Consider the following 20929-nt stretch of genomic DNA (forward strand, 5'->3'; position numbering starts at 1 on the left):
GCGGCTTGCCCCGACGGTTGGAGCGCCGCCCTGACCTGCGCCGACCGAATGCAGAGAGATTTCAGGCGCAGGCCGCTCAGTAGGCGGCCAACAGGGACACCAGCAGGCATAGGACAACGGCGGTTGTCAGGTGCAGGCGCATGGCGCCGAACCAGTCGGGCAGATGGCCGTCCCGTGTCAGGCTGCGGTCATGTACCAGGGCCATGACAAAACTGACCGCCAGGACGAGTGTGCCAACCGCCACAGGCAGCAGAACCGCGATCCAGCCCAGCAGGGACGGGATGATGCTGTAAAGATAAAGACTGTGTGCGCCTGCTTTCGGGCTGTCCGGCAGGCGCAAACCGATTCCCCATATGATCCCGCCGATAAAGGACAGGATCACGGCGCCATAGGCGATCAGTGCCGTCCTTAAGGGTGCCGTCGTCCCCTCCGGCATGGCGAAAAGGGCAAAGGTCAACGCGGCAAAGGGGATAATGCCGGCATATCCGAGAAGTCTGGCCGTTGCCGTCCCTTCCGGCTCGTCTTCGGGGTCAGTGTCCGCATCGCGGCCGGTCTGAGGGGGGGCAGTGTCTGGCGTGCCATTCGTCATCGGGGAAGATCTTCGTCAGTTGTTTGGTCCGGGACCGGTGTCGTCATCCCCATCATCACCTCTACCGTCCTGTGAGGCAAGATAGCCTGCCAGAAAATGACGGGTGCTGTCCCTGACCAGCCTGTCCGTGTCCGTATCGGGTGCCAGATGGTCGAAATTCTTGTCGATGACCAGACTGGCCGTGCCGTGCACGATGGTCCAAAGCGGCAGCGCAAGGGTCAGCGGGTCTTCTTCGGCGCGCCCGTTCACCTCCAGGAAATCGTCGACATTTTCAAGCAATATGCCGAAACAGGCCTCCCCCGCTTTTTGCGCCGGGCTTTTGTCATCCTCCGCGCCGGTGGTCTGTCGTGACGGGACGTGATGGCCTGTGGGACTGTCCTCGCGGTGGTCGAACATCAGGCGTGACAGGTTGGGGGTTCCGGCGACAAACTGCACATAGGCCTGACCCATGGCGACCCACGAAGCAACCGACCCTTTGGCATGGGACTGGCAGGCCGCGCGCAGTTTTTCCGACAGTGTCTGAAATCCTTTTTCCGCCACCGCATCCAAAAGGTCGGCCCGGTCCGTAAAATGGCGATAGGGCGCGGCAACACTGACCCCGGCAAGCTTGGATGCGTCTTTCAGGGTAAAGCCTTCGGGGCCGCGCTCCTCGATCAGACGTTCCGCCGCGGCGATAAGGGATTCCCGAAGGGCGCCATGATGATAGCCGGCTTTGCCGGTTCGTTTTTTTACTGTTGTGATCATGACTTATCACTAACACAAAACCGGATGATGATTCTATTGAAAAGTTAATCCGAATAACATATGTTATCGTAAATAACATAAGCCTGTGCGGTGAAACCGGGGACGGCCTGAAAGGGCAAAGGGCAGACAGGGTATGTTCGGGACAGATCAGACCAGACGATCCGGGCCAAAAAAGGCCGGCCTGGAAAGATGGACAACAATACGGACCAGAAGACCCACCCGGAAGGCGCAGGCGGACAGCCCGGGTCAAGGACAGCGAGACATCATATGACCGAGCCGACATTTCAGCAGACATCCGCTTCTGTTTCCCCGCCGCGTGCGGCGATACCGGGCGGCAAAGGTAGCCGGGGTGGCCAGGGTGGACAGAACGGCGGCTATCCGGGCGGACTGCGCGCCCGGATCCTGACCGTTCTGCCTATTCTCGCCATCGCCGGGGCTATTTTTCTGGCCAGTACGTTTTTGCACTGGCGGGCGGCGGCCACTGCGCCGTCGGGGGCCGAACCAATGCCCGTTCAGGCTGAAACAGTCGTCTGGCAGGATAGTTTCAGGGTGGCCGAACGCTTCGCCGGCCAGCTTGAGCCCCGTCAGCGCACCGCGCTCGCCTTCGAGCGGCCGGGCCTGATCACCCGTGTGACGGTGGAGGAAGGGGACCGCGTTGCCGCCGGTGATGTGATCGCCCGGCTGGACACCCAGCTTCTCGACGCCGCGCTGGAACGGACCGAGGCGCAAATCGCCCGCATCACGGCGGATCTTGAACTGGCGCGGCTGACAGCCGCGCGGCAGCGCGATCTGGCGGATCAGGGGCACAGTTCGCAGCAGCGCTATGACGAGGCCCGTCTGGCGGTCTCGTCCCTGCAGGCGCAATTGGCCGAACTGGAAGCCGCCGCTCGCTCTACCCGGATCGATCTGGACAAATCGGTTCTCACCGCCCCCTTTGACGGCATGGTCGCCGCGCGTTATCTTGACGACGGCGCGGTGCTGAATGCGGGAACGGCGGTGATCGACCTGCTGGAGACCGGGCTGGCCCATGTGCGGATCGGTTTGTCCAGCAGTGCGGCCCGCGCGCTTGCGGGCGGTGCCGAGCCGCGTCTCAGCGTCGGGGGCCGTCCGTTGGCGGCCAGGCTGATCAGCATCCGGCCCGACATCGATCCGGCGACCCGCACGCGCGACGCATTGTTCGAGGCGGTGTTGCCGTCCATGGAGACACCCGGAGAGGCATCGGGCACCGGTGGGTTTGATCGCGTTGCCTTTGGCGAGATCGCCGACCTGATCCTCATGCGTCGGGAAGAAAAGCGGGGAATCTGGCTGCCCGTTACCGCCCTGAAGGAAGGGGGCAAGGGGGTCTGGACGGTCTTCGTCGTGGATCCGCGCGCCGAGACGCCCGTCGTCGCGGTCGAGGCTGTCGAAATCCTCCACACCGATGGAAACCGCGTGTATGTGCGCGGCACCATTCCCGACAATATGGCGGTTATCCCTGAGGGCTTGCAGCGGGTGACGCCGGGCCAGCAGGTGCGCCTGTTGCCTGCGCAGCGGTCCGTGGCCACCCATACCGGCCAACCCGGCACCGACCGATAGGGAGACGGACATGACCACCCTGTTTTACCGTGAATGGCGGGTGTTCGCCCTGGCCGTCGGGATAATCGTCGTGACCGGCCTGACCGCCATCAGCACCATCGGGCGTCAGGAAGATCCGACCATCACCAATCTGTACGCCACCGTCCTCACACCCTATCCGGGGGCAAGCCCCGCCCGTGTCGAATCTCTCGTCACGGAAAAGATCGAGGAAGAGCTGAAAGAGATCAAGGAGATCGAGGAGATCACCTCCACCTCGCGCGAGGGGATTTCCGTCGTCGGGGTGGAACTGTCGAAATTCCTCACCGACAGCGAGATCGAGACCGCCTGGTCGGAAATCCGCGATGCCCTGTCCGACGCGGCCGTCCAGTTTCCCCCCGGTGTGCCGGAGCCGGAATTCGACAATGACCGCGCGGGTGCCTTCACGGTCATCAGTGCCCTGGTACCGGCCGAGGGCGCGCCATACAATCCGGCGATCCTGCGCCGGTACGGCGAGCAGTTGCAGGACCGCATGCGGCAATTGCCCGGCGCCGATCAGGTGCGCGACTTCGGCTTCCGCGAGGAAGAGGTCGGCGTGATCATCGACCCCCGCCGTCTGAGCCAGCTCGGCCTGATGCCGGAACAGGTATCCGCCGCCATTCTGGCCGCCGACGCCAAGGTCAGGGCCGGGCAACTGCGCGGCGGCGACACCAACCTCCTGATCGAGGTTGCTGGCGAGATTGAAACCGTCGGTCGGGTCGCTGAAATTCCCGTCGGCGCCGGGCCGGACGGCGCCATCGTGCGCGTCGGTGACGTGGCCTCGATCGAACGGGGTGTCCGCGAACCGGCGGAAAGTCTGGCATTCACCAATGGCGTACCCGCGGTGCTCATCGGCACCGAAATGAGCGAGGGCCGGCAGGTCGACAGTTGGATGACCATGGTCCGCGAGGAATTGGCCGATTTTGAGCGGATTTTGCCCTCCGGCATCGAACACCGGCTTCTGTTCGATCAAAGCGAATACACCATCGACCGGCTTAGCACCCTGATCAGCAATCTTCTGATCGGGTCGGGGCTGGTCATTCTGGTTCTGTTTTTCACCCTTGGCTGGCGCGGCGCGGTGATCGTCGCCTGCATCCTGCCGTTGACCACGCTTTTCTCGCTGACGGTGTTGCAATATCTCGGCTTGCCGATCCACCAGATGTCCGTTGCCGGCCTGATCGTGGCGCTGGGCCTGCTGGTCGATGCCGCCATCGTCATGACGGACGATATCCGCCGCCGCCTTCTGCACGGCGAGCCGCGTCTGAAATCGGTCGAGCACGGGGTCCGCCGCCTCGCCGCGCCCTTGCTCGCCTCGACCGTCACCACCATTCTGGCCTTTGTCCCGATGGCGGTCCTGCCGGGCCCGGCGGGCGACTTCGTCGGTTCCATCGCCCTTGCGGTGATTGTGATGCTGACTGCCTCTTTCCTGCTGGCGCTGACGGTGACGCCGGCGCTGGCCGGCTGGATGCTGCCCGGAACCGAAGCTCATGAAAGCGATATCTGGCTGAACCGCGGTGTGCGCGCCGGCCGGCTCGGCGATCTGTTCGCCAAAAGCCTGGACTGGGCGCTGACCCACCGCAAGACGGCGCTGTTCGCCGCCGTCGCCCTGCCGTTGACCGGTTTTCTGTCCTTCGGTAGCCTGACGGCGCAGTTTTTCCCCGGTATCGACCGCGACCAGTTTTACGTTCAGGTCCGCTTGGACGGCACCGCCAGCATCGAGCGCACGCGCGCCGCCGCCATGAAAGCCGGTGATATTATTGCCGGCGATCCCAATGTCACCGCCGTGCACTGGGTGATCGGCGAAAGCGCGCCGTCCTTCTACTACAACATGCAGATGAACCAGGACGGCGTTTCCGCTTTCGCCGAGGCGCTGGTGACCACCGACGACAAATGGATCACACGCGATGTCATCCCGCGCCTTCAGGCCCGTCTTGACGCCGCCCTGCCGGGTGCCCAGGTTCTGGTGCGCGGTCTGGTCCAGGGGCCGCCCGTCGACGCGCCGGTCGAAGTGCGGGTGTCCGGCCCCAACCTGGAACAGCTGCGTGTCATCGGCGACGAACTGCGCGCCCGGATGGCCAACACCGCCTTCATCACTCACACCAAGGCGGATCTGTCCGGCGGCGATCCCAAGGTGGTTTTTGATCTGGACGAGGACAAGGTGCGCCAGGCCGGGCTCAGCCTGACCGATGTGGCGGCGTTTCTCGAGGCTTCGCTCGAAGGGGCGACCGGCGGCAGCCTGATCGAGGCGACCGAGGAACTGCCCGTGCGCGTGCGTGTGGGCAGCGACTGGCGCGGTGCGCTCGACGCCATTCGCGCCCTCGACATGCCCGTGCCCTCAGGGGCCGGCACCGCCGCCACTGGGGTTGCCGTGCGCAGCGCCTACCGCTCCATCCCGCTTGCCGGCCTCGGCACCCTGCGGATGGAACCGTCGGAAAGCCCCATCAGCCGCCGCGACGGCGAGCGGGAAAATAACATCCAGGGCTATATCCCTTACGATGTCCTGCCTGAGGAGGCGCTGACCGTTTTCCAGGAAAATCTCACGGCCGCGCCCATCGCCCTGCCGGCTGGCTACCGCATTTCCTATGGCGGTGACAGCGATGCCCGCTCTGAAACCGTGGGCAATCTGGTGGCCTCCCTCGGTCTCATTGCCGTGCTGACGGTCGCCACCATCGTGCTGACCTTCAACAGCTTTTCGCTCTCGCTCATCACCGGGCTCGTCGCCATACTGTCCATGGGCATGAGCCTTCTGGCGCTGGAGATTTTCAATTATCCCTTCGGCATTCAGGCCCTGATCGGCGTTATCGGGTCGATCGGCGTGTCCATCAATGCCGCCATCATCATCATGACCGGTCTGCAGAAAAATGCCGGCGCCATGGCGGGCGACCCGGCCAGTGTGCGCGACGTCGTGGTGGAAAGCAGCCGCCACATTGTCTCCACCACCACCACCACATTCGGCGGGTTCCTGCCGTTGATCATCGAGGGCGGTGGTTTTTGGCCCCCCTTCGCCATGTCCATTGCCGGCGGGGTGCTGTTGTCGACCATCGTCTCCTTCTATTTCACGCCGCCCGCCTTTCTCGCCATGCTGGGCAGGAAAAAAGCCAGCCTTGCCATGGTCTCCGGCGGTATGGCCGGCGGTCACGGGTCCCGCGATATCATCCGACCGGCGGCCGCGGAATAGGCGGTGGCCGGCGCCGCCGGTCTCCGGCTTGTCTCCCCTGTCATGGTATATTCTCCGTCATGCCACGCTCTCTGTCATGCCACGCTTTCCGTCATGTCAGGGGAGGCACCTCTGCCACGACAGGGTACGTTATGTCAGGTGGATGTCACGGGACTGAAACTTGACTATCCGGTCAGCGGCCCCCAGCTTTTCCTTGTCATTCCTCACCGTGATCCGGGTATGATGAAAAGCGGGGCCGGTTATGAAGATATCGTTCGATCTGGTGATTTTCGGCGGCACGGGCGATTTGTCCCGCCGCAAGCTGCTGCCTGCCCTGTTCGCCGGGGTTCAGGCCGGCCATATCGCCCCTAATACCCGGTTTTTTCTGACATCGCGCCAGGCCAGGCCGCTGGCGGCGGATGACGATGCCGCCGGCTGGCTGGCCGGTGTTTTCCGCGACAACCCGCCGGCGTGCGACTATTCGCCCGCGTGTCTCGCCCGTTTCGCCGCCATGGTGCGCTTTGTCCCGCTGGAGCCGAGCGGCACGGGCGAGGACTGGGCCGCATTGGCCGGGACCCTGGACACGGACGGGGAGCGGACCCTTGTGCATTTTCTTGCCGTGCCCCCGGCGCTTTTCACCGATGTCTGCGCCGGACTTGGCCGTCACGGCCTGAACGGGAGCCGCGCCCGTCTGGTTCTGGAAAAGCCGCTCGGCCACGATCTTGCTTCGGCCCGTGCCATCAACGACGATGTGGCGCGTGTCTTCGACGAGGGACAGGTTTTCCGCATCGACCATTATCTCGGCAAGGAGGCGGTGCAGAACCTTCTTGCCCTGCGGTTTTCCAACCTTCTGTTCGAAGAGGTGTGGAACAATCACAGCATCGACCATATCCAGATCACCATCGCCGAGGATCACGGCGTCAGGGGCCGGGGCGGCTTTTACGAGGGCACCGGTGCCCTGCGCGACATGGTGCAGAACCATCTGTTGCAGCTGCTCTGCCTTGTCGCCATGGAACCGCCCGCCCAAATGGACGCCGCCGGCATCCGCGAGGAAAAGCTGAAGGTGCTGAAATCCCTTCAGCCGCTGGACGGGACCCTGATCGACACCCAGGTGGTGCGCGGCCAGTACGGCGCCGGCGCCAGCGGCGGCGAGGCCGTGCCCGCTTACGCCGCCGATCTGGGGCTGGACGGTGAAAGCCCGACGGAAACCTTCGTTGCCCTGAAAACCCATATTGAAAACTGGCGCTGGGCCGGCGTGCCTTTTTATCTGCGCACCGGCAAACGTCTGCCGGCCCGTTTCGCCGAAATCGCTATCCAGTTCAAATGCGTGCCCCATGCCGCACTGCCCAGCTGGAAGTGCAGGGTCAATCCCAACCGGTTCATCATCCGCCTGCAGCCCGAGGACCATCTGGCCCTGCGCATGATGATCAAGGATCATGCTTCCACCGATGAGGGCCTGCGCGAAGTTGAATTGAATTTGGACGTGGCCTCGCGCGATGATGTGCCGCGTCTGGGTCCCTATCTGCGCCTGATCATGGATGCGGCAAAAGGGGACCAGCGCCTGTTTGTTCACCGGGCCGAGGTTGAACATGCCTGGGCCTGGATCGATCGGATCATTGCCCACTGGCAGTCGGGCGGCAACGCACTGAAGCCTTATGCCGCCGGCACCTGGGGCCCGTATGAGGCGCATGATCTGTTGAAACGGGACGGCCGCGACTGGTTCGCGGATATCTAACCGGGGCCGCCGGCAAGGGTGGCCGACCGGCGACGGAGAGAGGGAAGCGGTATGGCAAAAGCGGTCTGGCACGGGTTTGACACCCGCGCGGACATGGTCCGGGCGCTGGCGGACAAAACCGGCACCGCGCTTGAGGCGGCTGTCGCCGCGCGCGGCGTGGCAAGCTGGGCGGTGTCCGGCGGGTCGACGCCGAAGCCGCTGTTCGCCGCCCTTGCCGCCGCGCCCCTGCCGTGGCCGCACATCCAGGTTGCCCTGGTGGATGAGCGCTGGGTACCGCGCAGCCACCCCAGCAGCAACGAGGCCCTCGTCTGGTCCGACCTGTTGCGCGGCGCGGCGTCCGGTGCGCCCTTCCAGGCGATGAAGACCGCGCACGGCGACCCCTTCACCGCCGCGCCCGCCGTCAACGCCCATTACAGCGCGCTGCCGCTGCCGTTCGACATGGTGCTTCTGGGGCTGGGGCCGGACGGGCACACCGCCTCGCTTTTCCCGGCCGCCGCCGGGCTGGAAGCCGCGCTCGACCCCGCGGGCGTGGCCCTGTGCGCGCCCATCCGTGCCGTCCAGAGCAACGTCACCGGCCAGGAAACCCTGCGGATGACACTGACACTGACGGCACTGAAAACCGCGCGTGCCGTCACACTGATGATCACCGGTCCGGACAAGAAGGCCGTGTTGCAACGGGCGCTGGACACCGACACACATCTGCCGGTCGCCCGCGTCGTCAGGGGGCTGGATACCGATGTACAGATTTACTGGGCGCCCTGAGCCGACCGGCCGGCGCCGCCCTGTTGAGAGCCAAGGAGCCCTGTCATGCCCCATCCCCGCTTGTTAGAGGTGACCGCCCGCATCGCCGGACGCTCGGCCGCCAGCCGCCGGGCCTATCTCGATAAAATCAACCGCATGCGGGACGCCGGCCCGTCCCGCCCGACTGTTTCCTGCGGCAATCTTGCCCACGCCGTCGCCGCCTGCCCCGACGATGAAAAGAAAAAACTGACCGAAGGCGCGGTTGCCAATATCGCCATTGTCAGCGCCTATAACGATATGCTCAGCGCGCATCAGCCCTATCACGCCATGCTCGACCATGTGAAAGGCGCTGTGGTCGACGCCGGCGGTGTCGCCCAGATGGCGGGCGGTGTGCCCGCCATGTGCGACGGCGTCACCCAGGGGCAGCCGGGGATGGAGCTGTCCCTGTTTTCCCGTGATGTCATCGCCATGGCGACCGCCGTCGCCCTCAGCCACAATGTTTTTGACGGCGGTCTTCTGTTCGGTGTGTGCGACAAGATTGTGCCCGGCCTTTTCATCGGGGCGCTCAGCTTCGGCCATCTGCCCTTTGTCTTCGTGCCCGCCGGTCCCATGCCCACCGGCATTTCCAACAGTGAAAAGCAGCGCGTGCGCCAGGACTTCGCCGCCGGCAGGGTCGGCCGCAAGGAACTGTTGGAAAGCGAGTCCCGCGCCTATCACAGCCCCGGCACCTGCACATTCTACGGCACCGCCAACTCCAACCAGATGATGCTGGAAATGATGGGGCTGCAAATGCCGGGCGGCAGCTTCGTCAATCCGGGCGACGGCCTGCGTCCGCCCCTCAACGTGGCGGCGGCTGAGGCCGTCGTCGCACTGTCGGCGAAACAGGGCCGGGACAAGATCGGCCTTGGCCACATGGTCGATGAGAAGGCCGTGGTCAACGGCATTGTCGGTCTTCTCGCCACCGGCGGGTCCACCAATCATACCATTCATATTGTTGCCATCGCGGCCGCCGCCGGTATCCGGGTAACATGGGACGATTTTGCCGACCTGTCCGATCTGGTTCCCTTGATCGCCCGCGTCTATCCCAATGGTGTCGCCGATGTGAACGCCTTCCACGCGGCCGGCGGCATTCCCTTTGTCATGCGGGAACTGCTGGCGGCCGGCTTTCTCCACGACGATGTCCGCACCGTCACCGGCCATGACCGGCTTGGCGCCTTCAACGCCATGCCCGCCGGCGGGGACGACGGTATGGTCTGGCAGGCCCCCCCGAAAGCGGCGTCGGATGACACCATTCTCCGTCCCGTATCCAACCCCTTCCAGCCCCTTGGCGGTCTGAAAATGCTCAAGGGCAATCTGGGCGAAGGCGTCATCAAGATTTCCGCCGTCAAACCTGATCACCGCGTCATCGAGGCCCCGGCCATCGTCTTTGAGGATCAGCAGGACATGCTCGATGCCTATAAGGCGGGGGATTTGGAAAAGGACTTTGTCGCCGTGATCCGCTTTCAGGGACCGAAGGCGAACGGGATGCCGGAACTGCACAAACTGACGCCGACACTGGGCGTGCTGTTGGACAAGGGGTTCCGGGTCGCGCTGGTCACCGACGGGCGCATGTCGGGCGCCAGCGGCAAGGTGCCCGCCGCCATTCACATGACGCCCGAGGCGGCCGAGGGCGGCCCGCTGGCGAAAGTCCGCACCGGCGACACCGTCCGTCTGGATGCGCTGACGGGCGACCTGACGCTGCTGGTGGATGACGCCGAACTGGCGGCCCGTACACCTGCTGCGCGTCCGGACGCGGATGTCACCATCGGACGCGATCTTTTCGCCACCTTCCGCACCATTGTCAGCGGGGCGTCCGCCGGCGGGACCGTTTTTTCCTTCCCACATATGGAAGACACACAGTAAAAAACCATGCGCGGACGGTCGTCAGCCGTGCGGTCCCCGGCTGGGGTTGCGGCCGGGTCCGTGGCCGGGCGTCCGGATCGCATTTCGCTTTCGGGTCGGATTTTTCAGGGGCTGGCAATGAAAATCGACGATATTCTGAAGGTGTCACCGGTCATTCCGGTGCTGTCCTTTCGTGCTGTGGACGAAGCGGTGTCGGTCTGCCGCTGCCTGTATGAGGAAGGGCTGAAAGTCCTTGAAATCACCCTCCGCCATCCGGCGGCGGTGGACTGCATTCGTGCCGTCAGGGCCGACCTGCCTGACGATACCATTGTCGGGGCCGGCACCATTCTTGACTCCGACCGCGCGTGGGAGGCTCACAATGCCGGCGCCACCTTCGGCGTCAGCCCGGGCTTGACCAAAACCCTCGGCGATACGGTCAAGGCCATGGACTGGCCCTTTCTGCCCGGTATCGCCACCCTGTCGGAAGCCATGATGGCCAAGGAACACGGCTTTACCGCGCTGAAATTTTTCCCGGCCGAAATCTCGGGCGGCATCGGCTTTCTCAAGGCCGTCGGCTCGGTCCTGCCGGAGTTGACCTTTTGCCCCACGGGCGGGGTTACGGGCGCCACCGCCGCCAGTTATCTGGCCTTGAAAAATGTCGCCGCCGTCGGCGGCTCCTGGCTGACCGAGCGCAACAAGGCCGGTGAGATTGACCCCGCCATCGTTCGCACCAAGGCCGCCGCCGCTGTCGCCCATTTCTGATGCTGTCCTGGCCCACCCCTGGCCCCACAGTCCCGGCGATTGAAAAAGGGCGAAGCCTGACACCTCGCCCTTTCCATTTCCCCGCAAGTTTCCGGGGAAGATGACATGTCCTGGGGACAGCCGCGTTTTAACCGATGGCTTTGATGGACTGTTGCACGTGCTGCCAGACGCCGTTGGGGTCGATATATTCATAGCGGGCCGTGCCTTCGGACCAATCGGTCTTCAGAACGATGATCGCGGTGAAATTATGAAACGGGATCTGCCCGTCTTCATCCTGCGGGTTGAGGATAATCGGATACCCGGTCAGGTCGATGCGGATCGCGGACTCTGAAGGCGGCATGACCGCCTCATAAAAACACCCCTGAAACATGCGACACGGCCACCACGGGGTCCTGCAGGGCCTGTGAAACCGTGGCACGCCCGGTCACCTCTCTGGTCGGGGTGTAAACCGTCAAATTCAGGTCGAGGGTCGATGCCCCCGGCATGTCCGGGTCAGTACGCAGATCAAGCGGGAAAAGGCCCGCGCGTGTTGCTGTGGCTGGAGCGCCCATTGGTTCATCCTTTCTCTTGCAGGTTTAATTGGAATCATAAAATATCTTATAGGATGTATTTTGAAATACGCTATAAGTCGCTATTGGGGCATTTATACCCATTTAAAAGCGTAATTTGATAATTATTAAACTTAATAATTGTATTTAGATTTATAAAAACACCATCCTCGCGGGTGCAGGATGCTGGAAACCGTGCTGACCTGTGCGACTGCTTGAAGAATCGCCGGGAGATTCGCTCAAGGAATTGCCGGGGAAATTGTGCGGGAAAGCGTCGGGGCGGCTCTGGACTGTCCGGTACGGTCCGGAGATTGCGCCTTGGTTGTGGCCAGTCGGTTGTGGCCAGGCGCTTGTGGTCAGGCGGGTATGATCTGGCGCCTGCGTCCTTGTCTGGCAAAACCGGTTCGGTTGCGCTATGTGCCGGGGGTATGCCCGTCCGGCGTGCGCGACTCGCGGCTCAAAGCGCCGATTTGCAAGAATAAGGACGTTCCATCATGTCAGTGGGGTCATCCGCCACGCCTTCCCGTTTCGGCGCCATTCTGGCCTGTGCCCTTGTCGGCGCGGGCACGGTGCTTGGCCTGTCGGGGATCGACCTTGTGCTGCCGGCCATTCCGCAATTGCCGGAAATTCTCGGCGGGGAGGCGGCGGCGGCACAGCTTGTCATCGCGGCCTTTGTCGCCGGAACGGCGGGCGGTCTGCTGCTGTTCGGTGCATTGGGTGGGCGTTATGGCCGCCGCTATGCCCTCGTGGCGGCGCTGGCGGCCTATGCCGCCCTGTCCTTTCTGGCCGCCCGGGCCGAGACGATGCCGTCCCTTATCATTCTGCGCTTTTTTCAGGGGGTGGCCGCCTCCGCGCCTGCGGTGTTCGCGCCTGGTATCATCCGCACCCTGTTCGACGAGATCGGCGCCACAAAGGCGCTCGGCGTCCTTGCCAGTGTGGAATCCCTGGTGCCCGCCGGCGCGCCCGTTGTCGGCGTGTGGCTGCTGACCCTTGGCGACTGGACACTGTCCTTCACCATCACGGCGGTTCTGGCCGCGTTGTTGGCTGTGTCCTTTATCTTCGCCGGTCGGGTTTTGCCGCCGGACACCGGCAGCGGTGCCGGCGGCAGCTATGCGCGATTACTCGGCTCGTCGGTCTATATGCGTTATGCTCTCACACAGGCGCTGGTGTTGGGCGGTCTTCTCGTGTTCGTCTTCGGGGCGCCCGCCGTCATTGTGCGCACCATGGGCGGCAGTCTGCAGGACTTCATCGTCATGCAGGTGTCCGGTGTCACCTGTTTCATTGTCGCTTCCAACGTGACCGGCTGGCTGGTGGGCCGTTTCGGCGCGGAGCGGCTGATCCTTACCGGAACGACGATGGCGCTGCTTTCGGCGCTGGCCCTCCTGTCTTATGCCGTCGCCGGCGGCAAGGATCCGGGCTGGCTGCCGTATTTATTCGTGCCGATGAATGTGGGGCTGGGCTTGCGCGGGCCCCCAGGCTTTCTGCGGGCCATCATTGCCGGTGGCGGCGATGACCACCGCGCCGCTTCCCTCATGATTCTGGCCATCACCGGGGTGTCGGCAGGAGGAACCGCCCTGTTCGCTCCCTTTATCGAAAGCGGGCTTCTCGCCCTCAGCCTTGCGGCGACGGCAATCCAGGGTCTGGCCGTTCTTTTGCTGCTGGTCCTGCCGCCTTTGCAGGCCGTGCCGAAGACAGGACCAGGAAATGGTCCAAAGGATGCTGTGGGCGATTAGCCCCAACCCGGCCCCGCACCGCGTCATGGGACAAGCAGTACGCCGCCCAAAGTGCCATGCGGGCAGGCAGGACGGCTCTTGCCTTGGCGCCGCAACCTGCCTATCGTAAAAATCAACACCTGTTGAATTTCGTCGTGCGCGAAGGGGAGGGGGAGCCCCATGTCCGAAACCGGTGCCGCGCGCCCTGGGTGGCGTGAGGATTTGCCCATATATGCCATTCTGTTGCTGTTGCTGGTCATCGCGGCCAGTGTGCTTTATGCCGTCAGCCTGTCGCGGCCGGACAATGCCGCCGGCATGCCCCACCCCGATTTGCCGGGCATGATGGTCGGCGGCGACGGCGCGGCGCGCTGGGCGCCCATCGCCGGGGCTGTTTATGTCTTTCACACCGCCTTCATGATCCTGGGCGGTCTGCTTTTTTATCTGGGGGTGCCGGTCCACCGGCGCGGCTGGCGCATCACACTTGTGCTCGCTGCCGTCACCGCCGTCATGTTGCTTGTCACCCACGCCCTGCATCAGAGTTATACGCTCTTTCTCGAAACCGGACTGACGGTTTTCATGGGCGGCTTTCCGGCCCCGGCCTTTCTGGCGCTGTTCGCCACATGGGGGGCCTATGTGTTGTACGACATTCTGTTCGTTGTCGCCTTCCGGCATGTTTTTTTGAACGCGGAGGATGAAGCCGCCTTCAACGCCCTGGCGGCGGAGATGAAAGCCCTGCGCGAAAATGGGGCGGCCGGCTGATGGAAGACTATCGCCAGGCCGTCATTCTCGGCTCCGTCGCCTTTTATATGATACTGTGTATCGGTGTCGGCCTGTGGGCCATGCGGCGCACGCATTCGGCCGGGGACTTTTTTGTCGCCGGGCGCGGTCTGGGTCCGCTGGTGGTCAGTCTGGCGGTGTTTTCCAGCACGCTGTCCGGCTTTGGTTTTGTCGGCGGGCCCGGTCTTGTCTATGCCGGCGGTCTGTCGTCCCTGTGGATGGCGGTGGTCTCGGCCCTCGGTTTCGGTCTTGGCTTTTACCTGATCTCAAAGCGCATCCGCATGATCGCCGAGGTGCGGGACACCTTTTCCCTGCCTGATGTGATCGCCGCGCGCTTCGGCGGCCGGGCGGCGCGCGGCCTGACGGCGCTGACCATCCTGCTCGGCGTGCTCGGCTACATGGCGACGCAGATCCTGGCCATGGCGACGGTGCTCAACATCATCCTGTCCGAGACCGAAACCCTCGCCTGGGTCGGCATCACCGGCAGCGTCGTCATTTCCACCGCCGTGCTGCTGTTTTACAGTGTCACGGGCGGCATCATCGCCAGCGTCTACACCGATCTGGTGCAGGGATTGATCATGTCCTTTGCCGGGGTGCTGGTCGTCATCACGGCGGCGGGTATTTTCGACAGCGGTTTTTCCGGGGTCAGCCATACCCTGCTTGTCACCGATGCCGAGGCGATCATGCCCTTCGGCACGCTGGGGGCGTTCGCCTCGCTCGGCTGGGCGTTTCTCTTCGGTCTCGGTCTCGCCGGTCAGCCCCACGTGGTGACCAAGATGATGATGAACCGGAACCTCGGTGATAACCGGCTGACCCTGCCGATGACCATTGTCGGCTATGCCTTTGCCGCCATGCTGTGGATTTCCATCGGCATGGTCATGCGTGCCCTTGTCATCGGCGACGTTGCCCTACCGCTGGCCTTCGCGGATGAGGCCGCGCCCCGTTTTCTCCAGGACTATGCCCACCCGCTTCTGGCCGGTGTGGTGTTTGCCGGGTTGTTCGCCGCCATCATGTCCACCGCCGACAGCTTCCTCAATATCGGCGCTGCGGCGATCACCCATGATCTGCCGCGCGCACTCAAGGGCCGTTCGCTGGACCGGGAGCTCTACTGGGCGCGGGTCACCACGGTGGTCTTGTGTGTGTTCTCCGCCGCGTTCGCGCTGTTTTCCCATTACGTCAACGACACGCTGATCGGTATTCTCGGCGCCTTCGGCTGGGGCACCTTTGCCGCCGCGCTGGCACCGGTTCTGATATTCGGCCTCAACTGGAAGGGGGCCAGCCCGCGCGCGGCTGTCTTCTCGATCCTGTTCAGCCTTGTCTTCAACCTGGTCTTTCAGGTCTTCCAGATCAAATTGCCCTATGCCATGAGCCCCGGTTTCATCGTCCTTCTGGCATCGATGATCCTGTTTATCGTCATTTCGCTTGCCGACGGGCGGCGCCCCCTGCCACGGGACATTGACCGCATTCTGGAACTGTAGCCGGTCATCCGCCATCGGCCCGTCTGCGTAGGCTAAAGGGACACGCACCGCCGAAATATGTATGCATCATACATATTTCGGCTCTCTCTATTATGCTCCCGTGAAAAGGCCCTTTATGTCCTCCTGCCTGTTACTGATCACCGATACCACGCTGCGTCTCGCCGACCATCCCGCCCTTGTCCGCGCCGGCGAAAGCGGCGCGCCGGTTATTCCGCTTTATGTTCACGACGATGACGGCGGCGATGATTGGACCCTGGGCGGCGCGGCGCGCTGGTGGCTGGGCCGGTCGCTGGCCGTCTTTCAGGATGCCCTTGAAGGGATCGGCAGCCGTCTGATCATCCGCAAAGGCGATGCGGCAGCCGAAGTGGCGGCCCTGGCGGCGGAAACGGGGGCGGAAACCCTGTTTCTCACCCGGTCCTACGACAGGCACGGCCGTGCCCGCGAGGCCGCGCTGAAACGGATGGCGGCGGCAGAGGGGCTGACGCTGAAACGCTATGGCGGTCATCTGCTGTTTGAACCGGACACCATTGCCACGCAAAAGGGCGATCCCTACACCGTCTTTTCCCCCTTCTGGCGCGCCTGCCTGAAGGAAAAGCCGCCGAAGCCGCCGCTCGACGCACCGAAAGCGCTTGCTGGCCCCGTGACGTGGCCCGACAGCCTCACGGTCGCGGACTTGGACCTCGCGCCGAAGCCGGTGGACTGGGCCGCCGGCCTGCGCGGGACATGGACGCCGGGCGAGGGCGGGGCGCTCGCCAGGGCCGATGCCTTCATCGTGGACAGTCTCGCCAGCTATAAAAAGCACCGCGATCGGCCCGATCTGGCGCACACTTCCGCCCTGTCACCCCATATCCGCTTTGGCGAGATCAGCACCCGCACCCTGTGGCACCGCGCCCAGGAAGCCATGCTGCGTAATGAAAGTCTGGAAGCCAGCGCCGAGCATTTCACCCGCGAGCTCGGCTGGCGCGAATTCAGCTATCATCTGCTGTATCATTTTCCCGATCTGGCGGACGCCCCGCTCAGGACGAATTTTACCGCCTTCCCGTGGCGGCAGGGCCAAAGTGCCGAACTGACGGCATGGCAGAAGGGCCGCACCGGTTTCCCCATTATCGACGCGGGCATGCGCCAGCTTTGGCGGACCGGCTGGATGCACAACCGCGTGCGTATGATCGTCGCGTCCTTTCTGGTCAAGGAACTGCTGTGGCACTGGCGCGACGGTGAGGCATGGTTCTGGGACACGCTGGTGGATGCGGACCCGGCCTCCAACGCCGCAAGCTGGCAGTGGGCGGCTGGCTGCGGCGCCGACGCCGCGCCCTATTTCCGCATCTTCAACCCCATTCTTCAGGGGGAAAAGTTTGACCCCGAAGGGGCATATGTCCGTACCTACGTACCGGAACTGGCGCACATGCCGCCTGAATTCATTCACAAACCGTGGGAGGCGCCGGCACTGGTGCTCAGTGCGGCAGGCGTTACACTGGGTGACACCTACCCCGCGCCCATGGTGGACAGGAAGCAGGCGCGCGACCGCGCCCTCAAGGCCTTTGAAGAGGTGAAAACCGCCCAGACGGCCTGAAAGATACGCGGATTAGACTCATAATATGTTTAGGCGACCGTGCCGCTTTCGCGCAGGGACGCGATCTCGGCCTCCGATCGGCCCAGGTCCGTCAATATGGCGTCGGTATCGCCGCCCGGCTTTACCGGACCGCGGGAAATAACCCCCGGCGTTTCGGAGAATTTCGGCGCCGGTGCCGGCTGGGTCACGCCGTCCACCTCCGTGAAACTGCCGCGTGCCGCATTGTGCGGATGGTCGGCGGCCTCCCAGAAGGGCAGCACGGGCGCGAAGCAGGCGTCCGTTCCCTCCAGCAGGGTGCACCAGTCGGCCTGTGTTTTCGTTTTGAACACGCCGGCAAGCTCCGTGCGCAGTTCCGGCCAGCGCGCTGTGTCCATATGGGCGGACAGCCAGTCGGGGTTCAGGCCCGCCTTGTCGATGAACAGCTGCATGAAGGGTGGCTCGATCGCACCAAGGCTGACATGATGTCCGTCCGCCGTCTCGAAGGTGCCGTAGAAATGCGCACCGCCGTCCAGCATGTTGACCCCACGTGCCTCCGCCCACAGGCCGCTGGCTTTCAGCGAATGGAACAGCGTCATCAGAAGGCTCGCCCCCTCTACCATGGACACGTCCACCACCTGGCCCTTGCCGGTGGTGCGGGCATTCAGGATACCGGCCATCAGGCCGAACGCCATCATCAGGCTGCCGCCCGCATAATCGCCGACAAGGTTCAGGGGCGGCACCGGCGGCGCGTCCTTCGGTCCCATGGCGTGCAGCGCACCGGACAGGGCGATATAGTTGATGTCGTGGCCTGCCGCCTGGGCCAGCGGGCCGTCCTGTCCCCAGCCGGTCAGACGTCCGTAGACCAGACGCGGGTTGATCGCCAGCAGATCGTCGGGACCGACGCCCAGCTTTTCCGTCACACCGGGCCGGTAGCCTTCGAAAAAGCCGTCACTGTTGCGGATCAGGTCCTGCACGATGGCCCGGCCTTGCGGCTGTTTCAGATCGACGGCGATGGCCCGCTTGCCCCGCCGCGCCAGATCCACCGGCAGGGTGGGCGAGGCACTGCCCCGCCCCATACGGTCCACCGCGATAACCTCCGCGCCCATATCGGCCAGCAGCATGCCGGCAAACGGGCCGGGCCCGATGCCGACAAGCTCAATGATTTTAACGCCCGCAAGCGGCCCGCTCATCAGGCCCAACCCTTATTTCGGCGCCATGCGCGCTGCGGCATCCATGCGGATGGTTTCCCCGTTGATATAGGCATTGTCGACGATATGGCCGACCAGCTTGGCATATTCCGCCGGCTTGCCCAGACGTTTGGGAAATTGCACCTGTGTTTTCAGGCTTTCGACGGCGGGCTCGGGCAGCCCGTCGAACAGCGGCGTGTGGATAAAGCCCGGCGCGATGGTGGCCACCCGGATGCCCTGACGCGCCAGCTCGCGCGCCGCCGGCAGAGTCAGCCCGACAATACCGCCCTTGGACGCGGAATAGGCGGCCTGTCCGATCTGCCCTTCATAGGCCGCGACCGAGGCGGTGTTGACGATGACGCCGCGCTCGCCGTCCTCGCCCACCGGATCGTTCTTCGCCATTGCTTCGGCGGCGTGCGCCAGCACGGTGAAACTGCCGATCAGGTTGATGGTGACGATTTTGTGAAAATGGTCGAGCGGCATGACATTGCTGTCCCGGTCGAGGATTTTCTGCGGCGGGCCGATGCCGGCGCAGTTCACCGCCACATCCAGGCCGCCATAATGGTCGACCGCCGTTTTCACCGCCGCCTTGACGGAGGCTTCGTCCGTCACGTCGGTTTTGATGTAAAGGGCGGTGTCGCCCAGTTCGCTGGCCAGCGCTTCACCCTTTTCGTCATTGAGATCGACGATGACGACCTTTCCGCCATGACCGGCGAAAAAGCGGATGGTGGCTTCGCCAAGACCGGAGGCTCCACCCGTCACAAGCACCCGGCGACCGTGAATATCCATCGAAAACTCTCCTGAAAAGACAAATGAAAATGTGGGATGACACTAGGAAAGCCTGCCGGGGCTGGCAAGACGGGAAACGGGACTTTCCGCCGCGCCGAACACAAAAAATCAAGCCAAAGTGATAGGGGCTTCCTGCCGCGCACCCTTGCGCACCGCCCGCACCGCCCCCTATATCCCCCTCATCTACCGGATGTGGCGCGGTGTCCGACGACACCGCCTGCATGGGCGCCTGGGGTATCCTTGGCGCTGTGTCACCGACCATTAAGGGCATGGAGTACAGAAAATGACGAATGCGACCGTAACGCCGTCCAACGCGGGAGATGAGACCGGTGCGGACTATGATTATGATCTGTTCGTCATCGGCGCGGGTTCCGGCGGTGTGCGCGCCAGCCGCATCGCCGCCGGTTTCGGTGCCCGCGTTGCCGTGGCCGAGGAATACCGCGTCGGCGGCACCTGCGTGATCCGTGGCTGCGTACCGAAAAAACTGTTCGTCTATGCCTCCCATTTTTCCGAGGATTTTGAAAGCGCCGCCGGCTTCGGCTGGACGGCGGACAAACCGCGCTTCGACTGGCCGACGCTGATCGCCAACAAGGACCGCGAGATTGATCGCCTGAACGGCCTGTTTATCCAGACCCTGCAAAATGCCGGGGTCGACATTATCGACGGGCGCGCCACCGTTGCCGGCCCGCACGCGGTCGAGGTCGCCGGGCGGCGCATCACCGCGCGCTACATCCTTCTGGCCACCGGCGGCTGGCCGTCCATGCCCGATATCCCCGGCATCGAACATGCCATCACCTCGAACGAGGCCTTTCATCTGGAAAACTTGCCGCAACGAATCGTCGTGGTTGGCGGCGGTTATATCGCGGTCGAGTTTGCCGGAATTTTCAACGGTCTCGGCGTCGAGGTCACGCAGCTGTATAGGGGCGAGCAGATTTTGCGCGGTTTCGACCGTGACCTGCGCGACCGTCTGGCCCATGAGATGCGCGGCAAGGGCATTGACCTGCGCACCGAAACATGTGTGACGACGATTGAGAAAACCGACACCGGCGTCCGCCTGCACCTGACGGACGACGGCACCCTGGATGCGGGCGCTGTCATGTATGCCACCGGGCGCACGCCCAAGATTGACGGCCTCGGTCTGGAGACGGCCGGCGTGGACCTGGATGCCAATGGCGGCGTCAAGGTGGATGCCTACGGCAAAACCAGCGCCGACAGCATCTATGCCGTTGGCGACATCACCAATCGCATGCACCTGACCCCCGTCGCCATCAAGGAAGGGCATGCCTTTGCGCTGACCGTCTTTGGCGGACGGCCCACATCGCCCGAATATGATGCCGTGCCTACAGCCGTGTTCAGCCAGCCCGCCATCGGCACCGTCGGCCTGACCGAGGAAGAGGCGCGTGCGCAGTATGGTGACATCGCCGTCTTTACCTCCGACTTCCGGCCGATGGTACACACGCTGGGCGGCCTGTCCGAGCGCAGCTTCATCAAACTGGTCGTGGACAGGGCAACCGACCGCGTGCTGGGTGCGCATATGGTGGGCATGGACGCCGCCGAGATCATTCAGGGCGTGGCCATTGCCGTCAAGGCGGGCCTGACAAAGGCCGATTTTGACGCCGCCGTGGCCGTGCATCCGTCGAGCGCTGAGGAATTTGTTCTTCTTAGATAGTTTTTGGTAGAATTATTTATC

General features: G+C 63.7%; 17 protein-coding genes. 11 read left to right on the plus strand and 6 right to left on the minus strand.

Annotation, left to right across the window (positions count from 1 at the left end; all coding sequences use genetic code 11):
- Positions 1 to 76 precede the first annotated feature (76 nt).
- Positions 77 to 589, minus strand: a complete 513-nt coding sequence (locus BXY39_RS08905) for a DUF3429 domain-containing protein (protein WP_121938521.1) — start codon at positions 587 to 589, stop codon at positions 77 to 79.
- A 15-nt stretch (positions 590 to 604) separates the two neighbouring features.
- Positions 605 to 1333, minus strand: coding sequence for a TetR/AcrR family transcriptional regulator (locus BXY39_RS08910; protein ID WP_121938522.1), 729 nt, complete (start codon positions 1331 to 1333; stop codon positions 605 to 607).
- 267 nt (positions 1334 to 1600) lie between these two features.
- On the opposite strand from BXY39_RS08910, the gene BXY39_RS08915 reads away from it, so the two are divergent.
- The 6 genes from BXY39_RS08915 to BXY39_RS08940 all read left to right on the plus strand — a co-directional run bounded on the left by BXY39_RS08915 (position 1601) and on the right by BXY39_RS08940 (position 11199).
- Entirely contained in the window at positions 1601 to 2908 is a 1308-nt protein-coding gene (locus tag BXY39_RS08915) for an efflux RND transporter periplasmic adaptor subunit (RefSeq protein WP_170163730.1), read from the plus strand.
- Positions 2909 to 2918: 10 nt separating this feature from the next.
- Complete coding sequence (locus BXY39_RS08920) at positions 2919 to 6101, plus strand: efflux RND transporter permease subunit (RefSeq protein ID WP_121938524.1); 3183 nt, start codon at positions 2919 to 2921, stop codon at positions 6099 to 6101.
- Between the two features lie 241 nt (positions 6102 to 6342).
- The gene (zwf, locus tag BXY39_RS08925) at positions 6343 to 7815 is read left to right on the plus strand and encodes a glucose-6-phosphate dehydrogenase (protein WP_121938525.1); all 1473 of its coding nucleotides are present in this window, start codon (positions 6343 to 6345) and stop codon (positions 7813 to 7815) included.
- 51 nt (positions 7816 to 7866) lie between these two features.
- A complete protein-coding gene (pgl, locus tag BXY39_RS08930; RefSeq protein WP_121938526.1) occupies positions 7867 to 8577 on the plus strand; it encodes a 6-phosphogluconolactonase in 711 nt (236 codons plus the stop codon).
- 45 nt (positions 8578 to 8622) lie between these two features.
- Positions 8623 to 10458 (plus strand): phosphogluconate dehydratase, encoded by a 1836-nt coding sequence (edd, locus tag BXY39_RS08935; protein ID WP_121938527.1) that lies wholly within the window; start codon positions 8623 to 8625, stop codon positions 10456 to 10458.
- Between the two features lie 117 nt (positions 10459 to 10575).
- Complete coding sequence (locus BXY39_RS08940; RefSeq protein ID WP_121938953.1) at positions 10576 to 11199, plus strand: bifunctional 4-hydroxy-2-oxoglutarate aldolase/2-dehydro-3-deoxy-phosphogluconate aldolase; 624 nt, start codon at positions 10576 to 10578, stop codon at positions 11197 to 11199.
- A gap of 127 nt (positions 11200 to 11326) precedes the next feature.
- Here the strand turns inward: BXY39_RS08940 and BXY39_RS08945 are convergent, their stop codons facing one another.
- Positions 11327 to 11539 (minus strand): DUF1842 domain-containing protein, encoded by a 213-nt coding sequence (locus BXY39_RS08945; protein WP_170163731.1) that lies wholly within the window; start codon positions 11537 to 11539, stop codon positions 11327 to 11329.
- A 7-nt stretch (positions 11540 to 11546) separates the two neighbouring features.
- Positions 11547 to 11750: a DUF1842 domain-containing protein gene (locus BXY39_RS08950; protein ID WP_121938529.1), complete on the minus strand. Its 204-nt coding sequence runs from the start codon at positions 11748 to 11750 to the stop codon at positions 11547 to 11549.
- Between the two features lie 491 nt (positions 11751 to 12241).
- Between BXY39_RS08950 and BXY39_RS08955 the strand changes: the two genes are divergently transcribed.
- The 4 genes from BXY39_RS08955 to BXY39_RS08970 all read left to right on the plus strand — a co-directional run bounded on the left by BXY39_RS08955 (position 12242) and on the right by BXY39_RS08970 (position 17284).
- Entirely contained in the window at positions 12242 to 13480 is a 1239-nt protein-coding gene (locus BXY39_RS08955) for an MFS transporter (RefSeq protein ID WP_121938530.1), read from the plus strand.
- A gap of 159 nt (positions 13481 to 13639) precedes the next feature.
- Positions 13640 to 14218: a hypothetical protein gene (locus tag BXY39_RS08960; RefSeq protein WP_121938531.1), complete on the plus strand. Its 579-nt coding sequence runs from the start codon at positions 13640 to 13642 to the stop codon at positions 14216 to 14218.
- On the plus strand, positions 14218 to 15714 hold the full coding sequence (locus BXY39_RS08965; RefSeq protein ID WP_121938532.1) for a sodium:solute symporter family transporter: 1497 nt from the start codon (positions 14218 to 14220) through the stop codon (positions 15712 to 15714). The genes BXY39_RS08960 and BXY39_RS08965 overlap by 1 nt, the downstream gene beginning before the upstream one ends.
- Before the next feature lie 115 nt (positions 15715 to 15829).
- A complete protein-coding gene (locus tag BXY39_RS08970; RefSeq protein WP_121938533.1) occupies positions 15830 to 17284 on the plus strand; it encodes a cryptochrome/photolyase family protein in 1455 nt (484 codons plus the stop codon).
- Positions 17285 to 17313: 29 nt separating this feature from the next.
- Here BXY39_RS08970 and BXY39_RS08975 read toward each other — a convergent pair whose 3' ends face one another.
- Together BXY39_RS08975 and BXY39_RS08980 are read right to left on the minus strand one after the other, a co-directional pair.
- Positions 17314 to 18456, minus strand: coding sequence for a CaiB/BaiF CoA transferase family protein (locus BXY39_RS08975; RefSeq protein ID WP_425458908.1), 1143 nt, complete (start codon positions 18454 to 18456; stop codon positions 17314 to 17316).
- A gap of 9 nt (positions 18457 to 18465) precedes the next feature.
- Positions 18466 to 19239, minus strand: coding sequence for an SDR family NAD(P)-dependent oxidoreductase (locus BXY39_RS08980; RefSeq protein ID WP_121938535.1), 774 nt, complete (start codon positions 19237 to 19239; stop codon positions 18466 to 18468).
- A gap of 283 nt (positions 19240 to 19522) precedes the next feature.
- On the opposite strand from BXY39_RS08980, the gene gor reads away from it, so the two are divergent.
- Positions 19523 to 20908 carry a glutathione-disulfide reductase gene (gene gor / locus BXY39_RS08985; RefSeq protein ID WP_121938536.1) on the plus strand — a complete coding sequence of 462 codons (1386 nt, stop codon included), beginning with the start codon at positions 19523 to 19525 and terminating at the stop codon, positions 20906 to 20908.
- Positions 20909 to 20929: the final 21 nt, after the last annotated feature.

Source organism: Eilatimonas milleporae (genome assembly GCF_003688555.1).
In the GTDB taxonomy this organism is placed as follows: Bacteria; Pseudomonadota; Alphaproteobacteria; order Sphingomonadales; family Kordiimonadaceae; genus Eilatimonas; species Eilatimonas milleporae.

Coding starts and splice junctions, on each gene's coding strand:
- BXY39_RS08905 (WP_121938521.1), bottom strand. CDS start 589: ATGACGAATGGCACGCCAGACACTGCCCCCCCTCAGACCGGCCGCGAT.
- BXY39_RS08910 (WP_121938522.1), bottom strand. CDS start 1,333: ATGATCACAACAGTAAAAAAACGAACCGGCAAAGCCGGCTATCATCAT.
- BXY39_RS08915 (WP_170163730.1), top strand. CDS start 1,601: ATGACCGAGCCGACATTTCAGCAGACATCCGCTTCTGTTTCCCCGCCG.
- BXY39_RS08920 (WP_121938524.1), top strand. CDS start 2,919: ATGACCACCCTGTTTTACCGTGAATGGCGGGTGTTCGCCCTGGCCGTC.
- zwf (WP_121938525.1), top strand. CDS start 6,343: ATGAAGATATCGTTCGATCTGGTGATTTTCGGCGGCACGGGCGATTTG.
- pgl (WP_121938526.1), top strand. CDS start 7,867: ATGGCAAAAGCGGTCTGGCACGGGTTTGACACCCGCGCGGACATGGTC.
- edd (WP_121938527.1), top strand. CDS start 8,623: ATGCCCCATCCCCGCTTGTTAGAGGTGACCGCCCGCATCGCCGGACGC.
- BXY39_RS08940 (WP_121938953.1), top strand. CDS start 10,576: ATGAAAATCGACGATATTCTGAAGGTGTCACCGGTCATTCCGGTGCTG.
- BXY39_RS08945 (WP_170163731.1), bottom strand. CDS start 11,539: ATGCCGCCTTCAGAGTCCGCGATCCGCATCGACCTGACCGGGTATCCG.
- BXY39_RS08950 (WP_121938529.1), bottom strand. CDS start 11,750: ATGGGCGCTCCAGCCACAGCAACACGCGCGGGCCTTTTCCCGCTTGAT.
- BXY39_RS08955 (WP_121938530.1), top strand. CDS start 12,242: ATGTCAGTGGGGTCATCCGCCACGCCTTCCCGTTTCGGCGCCATTCTG.
- BXY39_RS08960 (WP_121938531.1), top strand. CDS start 13,640: ATGTCCGAAACCGGTGCCGCGCGCCCTGGGTGGCGTGAGGATTTGCCC.
- BXY39_RS08965 (WP_121938532.1), top strand. CDS start 14,218: ATGGAAGACTATCGCCAGGCCGTCATTCTCGGCTCCGTCGCCTTTTAT.
- BXY39_RS08970 (WP_121938533.1), top strand. CDS start 15,830: ATGTCCTCCTGCCTGTTACTGATCACCGATACCACGCTGCGTCTCGCC.
- BXY39_RS08980 (WP_121938535.1), bottom strand. CDS start 19,239: ATGGATATTCACGGTCGCCGGGTGCTTGTGACGGGTGGAGCCTCCGGT.
- gor (WP_121938536.1), top strand. CDS start 19,523: ATGACGAATGCGACCGTAACGCCGTCCAACGCGGGAGATGAGACCGGT.